This is a genomic window from Deinococcota bacterium, from assembly GCA_030858465.1.
Classification (GTDB): Bacteria; Deinococcota; Deinococci; order Deinococcales; family Trueperaceae; genus JALZLY01.
Genome location: JALZLY010000019.1, coordinates 1 through 4,174 on the forward strand (window position 1 = coordinate 1; position 4,174 = coordinate 4,174).

Below are 4,174 nucleotides of genomic sequence, written 5' to 3' on the forward strand. Positions count from 1 at the left end.
TCCTTATCCTATCCGAAAGCTTTTGCGGCGCGGTGTCCCACCAGATGAAGGTGTGCGTGTCGAGCAGATAGGTCACGCCTCGCGGCCCAACCAAAAGGCGTCTGGTAAAGGCGTGTCGAAGTCGTCGCTCATCCACCCCTGGCCCTCGTGTAGCCCCGCGACACGCTCGCCTTGGTGGTAGCGAGGCGCCTTCTTTTCCAAAAGGTAAGCTGTGAAGTCGAGCACCTCCTGTTGGAGTTCCTGGGGAAGCCTCTCGAACAGTGCGGTGAGTTCGGACGGGTTCATACCTTCAGTATAGCCTCATTCATAGCACGGCTCGAGGCCTACGTGGCCATTCTTGCGACCCGGACGGGCTGGAGACTTCCTCATGGCTCTTTAGCGCAGGTTAGGGCTAGGGGACAGGTAATCCGCATTGCTGTCGCTGCTGAGCCGTTTGCGCGGCTGGCGAGGTGATACAAGCAAGGGACGGATGCATCGGGAAGTTACCTGTCCCGTTGCATCCGTCGCAGTCAGTTCAGCACGGGCTCATCACCCGCACTTGCTGTAGCCGCAGGTGTAACACTTGAGACAGCCCTCCTCCGGAACGAGTACGCCGCCGCAACCTTCGGGGCAGTTTGCGCCCTTGGCGAGGACGTTCTCGACGCCGGCGGTCTCGAGGGCGATGGCGATCAGGTCGGCCTTGGAGGCGACCATGCGGCCCCCGTAGGAGCCGTACATGCCGCCGTTGATGCCGCGCAGCGTCTTGACCACGGCCTCGGCGGGGACGCCGTACTGAAGGGCGATCGAGACCATGCGGCCGAGGGCCTCGGAGTCGGCGTTGGACTCGTCGCCGGCCTTGCCCGCGTTGATGAAGACCTCGGTGGGCACGTCCTCTTGCTTGTTGACGGTGATGTAAAAGCTGCGGCGTTCGCCGCTGGGCAGGGTGAGCTTGACGTTGTCGGTGAAGCCGCTGAGGCGGCCGGGGCGCTCGAAGAGGGGCTCGCCGGGCAGACGCGCGGGCGCGGCCTCTGCTTCCTTGCGCTTGCCGGTCTTGGTGCTGGTCGACAGCACCTGAAAGTCCCTCGAGCCGTCGCGGTAGACGGTGACGCCCTTGCAGCCGAGCTCGAAGGCCAGGCTGTAAGCCTCGTGGACGTGGTTGACGGTGGCCTCGTTGGGCATGTTGATCGTCTTCGAGATCGAGTTGCCGATCATGGCCCCGCCCTCGTCAAAGGTGGTCTGGACGGTGGCCTGCATCCTGACGTGCTCGTTCGCAACGACGTCGTGGGCGCAGACCAGCACGTCCTTGACCGCCTGCGGCACGAAGTCGAGACCCTGGACGCTGCCGTGGTTGGCCTGGACAGCGTTCACGACCCGCTCCCAGTCCCAGCCGTCACCCTTCTTGAAGTCGGGGTAGGGCGGGTGCTCGTCCAGGAGCTCCCTAAACAGCGGGTGGATGAGCGCCTTGTACTCGTCGCCGATCTTGCGGTAGATAAACGGCGCGAAGACGGGCTCGATGCCGCTCGAAACCCCCATCAGCATGCTGGTGGTGCCGGTCGGGGCCACGGTCAGGAGCGCCACGTTGCGCCGCGGCTCGGAAAGCGAGCTCTTGCCGAAGTCGGGAAAGACGCCGCGCTCTAGGGCGAGCGCCCTAGAGGCCTCGAGCGCCCCGTCGCGCAGGACGGCGATCATGGCGTACACCGCCTCACGGCCCTCCTCTGAGTCGTAGGCCAAACCCATCTTGATGAGCGCGTCGGCCAAGCCCATCACGCCCAGGCCCAGGCGGCGCAGGCGCTGGCTCATCTCGCGGTTGTCGTCTAGGGCGAACTGGTTGACCTCGAGGACGTTGTCCAAGAACCTCGTGCAGGTGGTGATGTCTTCGCGAAACGTCGCCCAGTCAAAGCCTTCTGTGCCCACGCCCCGGCTGCTCACGTACTCGGCCAGGTTGATGGCGCCCAGGTCGCAGGGTTCGCCGGGTAATAATGGGATCTCACCACAATTATGGGCGGCGACACCGTTGCCATCAAATTCGTGGACGCACTCGACGCTGACGTCAAACACCTCTTCCTCGCCGTCGGGCTCCAGCAACACGATTTCATCCGCAAAGCGTTCTCGGTTCAGGGTGCGCCGGTAAAGCTCGAGAGACTGGGCAAGACGCTGCTGCTTGCCGAGCTCCTCGAAATTGACAAACTCCTGAAAGACCAGAAGGTTGTCCTTGGCGATAACGAGCTCATGGTCGGCGCGGCAGTAGTAGTCACGACTCCCTCCCTGACCATCGGGTAGGCTGCGGTACCCTTCCGGGCGACGCTCCGTATATAGGGTGGTCATAATGCCGAGGCGTGCCAGCATACGCTGCACACGCTTAAGAAGCAGCTTGTCCGATTGGGCCAGACGGACCGAGAGACCCTTTTCCTGATTGCCTTGTACGGAGCCGTCGGTATCAAACAGCGCGCACAGGAAGCCTTGATAGAAGTCGAAGCTGGCCTCCTCGATCTTGTCGGTCACCGTCTTGTGGCCGTGGACGATGCCGTAGTCCGCGGCCAGCTTAGCGAGGTCGCTCGAGGCGATGCGAACCTTGTCGTCCTTACGCGTGATCCACAAAGACGTCTGCTCTCCGAAGAGGTTTTGCGCTGCGTTCGTCGCCAGGGCCTCGAGGCGCTCTTTGCCCTCTCCCCAAAAGTCGAGACAGGCTCGAGTCTCTGCCTTATCGACCGCAAAGGTGCCGTCTCCTATCAACGCACCCAACAGCCAGCCCTCCGCGAAGGTACCTTTGCCGGGCCAGGGAGCGACCCCGCGATGCTTGGAGAGCGCGATGCTGTCGCCGACGCACAAATCATCGACTTCTTTCCAAGTGGTCTCCTGGACGTGGCGCGTTTGCCGGACGACCTTTTTGAGTTTGTGGTTGCCGGTGAGCCGAAGCTCGAAACCACGTTTCGTCGTCAGCCTGAACACGGGCTTGATCCCTGTTGACCAGAATCCCTCGGACTCGAGCCCATAACGTTTGCCGTCGACCACTGCACAAAACCGCCGCCCGACAAGATCGCGCACCTGCCGCGCTCCAAGGTGCGTATTCACCCAGGTATCGGCAGTGACACACGGGTTCGTCGCCTTGATCTCGCCCAGGCCCTCCAAGACCGCGTTGTGGGCGTTGATGCGGTCGATGAAGATGAGCCCCGGCTCGCCCGTCGCCCAGGCGTGCTCGGCTATTTGGTCTAGGAGCCAGCGGGCCCTCACGCCGCCGTCGGGCGTCAGCGCGATGACCTTGCCGCCCAAGTCCTCGTGACCTGCATAAACGTACTTGCCGGGTACTTCCGAGGGTGGCACCAGGCCGCCCCGGTAGCGGCTGGTGAAGTACCAGGGCTCGTCGTTTTTCACGGCCTGCATGAACTTGTCGGTCGCCAAGACGCTGATGTTGAAGGTCTCGATCCTGCCTTCGGCTTCCTCGCGGTCGTGGTCCTTGGCGGTGATGAAGTCGAGCACGTCGGGGTGGTCGATGTCCAAGGTCGCCATCCCAGCGCCACGTCTCGTCCCGCCCTGCCTCACGACCCTGAGGATCGGCGCGTAGATCTGCCGGAGGAAGCTGACCGGCCCCGAGGCGGTGCCGCCCGAGCCCTTGATGGGCGCGCCGAGCTCGCGCATGACGCCCAGGTAGACGCCGTTGCCGCCGCCCACCTTGGTCACCAGGGCCAGCTTGCGGGCGACCTCCATGATGCCGTCCATCGAGTCGGGGTGGGACTCCTTGGCACCCTGCACGAAGCAGTTCAGCACGTTGCCGTGGCTCGTCGCCGCGCCCGCCAGCACCCGCCCGCCGGGGCAGAACTTCTTGTCGGCCATGAGCGCGAAAAAACGCTCGGCGTAGTGGTCCCTGCTCTCGTCCGTCTCGGGGCTGGCTACCCAATTGGCGACGCGGCGGAACATGCCGAAGACGTCTTCGTCTCCCGGCTGGAAGTATTGGCGCTTGGCGATGGCGAGCGCGTGCTCGTCGAACACCCTCACCCCGTTGGAAACTACTGGTTTTGTCACCTTGAACCTCCTCGGGCTTTCCGGTTCAAGGAGTCTACCACCTACAATATGTTGTATGCAAGTAAGGTTTTTAATCTACCTGATGTATGTGATATCAAACACAGCAGGGGAGAACTGTAGGGTTTTTTATAGACGGCGCTGGGAGGAGACACCGGTTCAGAGGTTGCCTCTAGCC

Annotated in this window: 2 protein-coding genes; both read right to left on the minus strand. The window is 62.7% G+C overall.

What is annotated here, in order from left to right; all coding sequences use genetic code 11:
* Positions 1-72 precede the first annotated feature (72 nt).
* Entirely contained in the window at positions 73-285 is a 213-nt protein-coding gene (locus M3498_01080) for a DUF2281 domain-containing protein (GenBank protein MDQ3457890.1), read from the minus strand.
* Between the two features lie 243 nt (positions 286-528).
* Entirely contained in the window at positions 529-3,999 is a 3,471-nt protein-coding gene (locus M3498_01085; protein ID MDQ3457891.1) for a ribonucleoside-diphosphate reductase, read from the minus strand.
* Positions 4,000-4,174: the final 175 nt, after the last annotated feature.

Coding starts and splice junctions, on each gene's coding strand:
- M3498_01080 (MDQ3457890.1), bottom strand. CDS start 285: ATGAACCCGTCCGAACTCACCGCACTGTTCGAGAGGCTTCCCCAGGAA.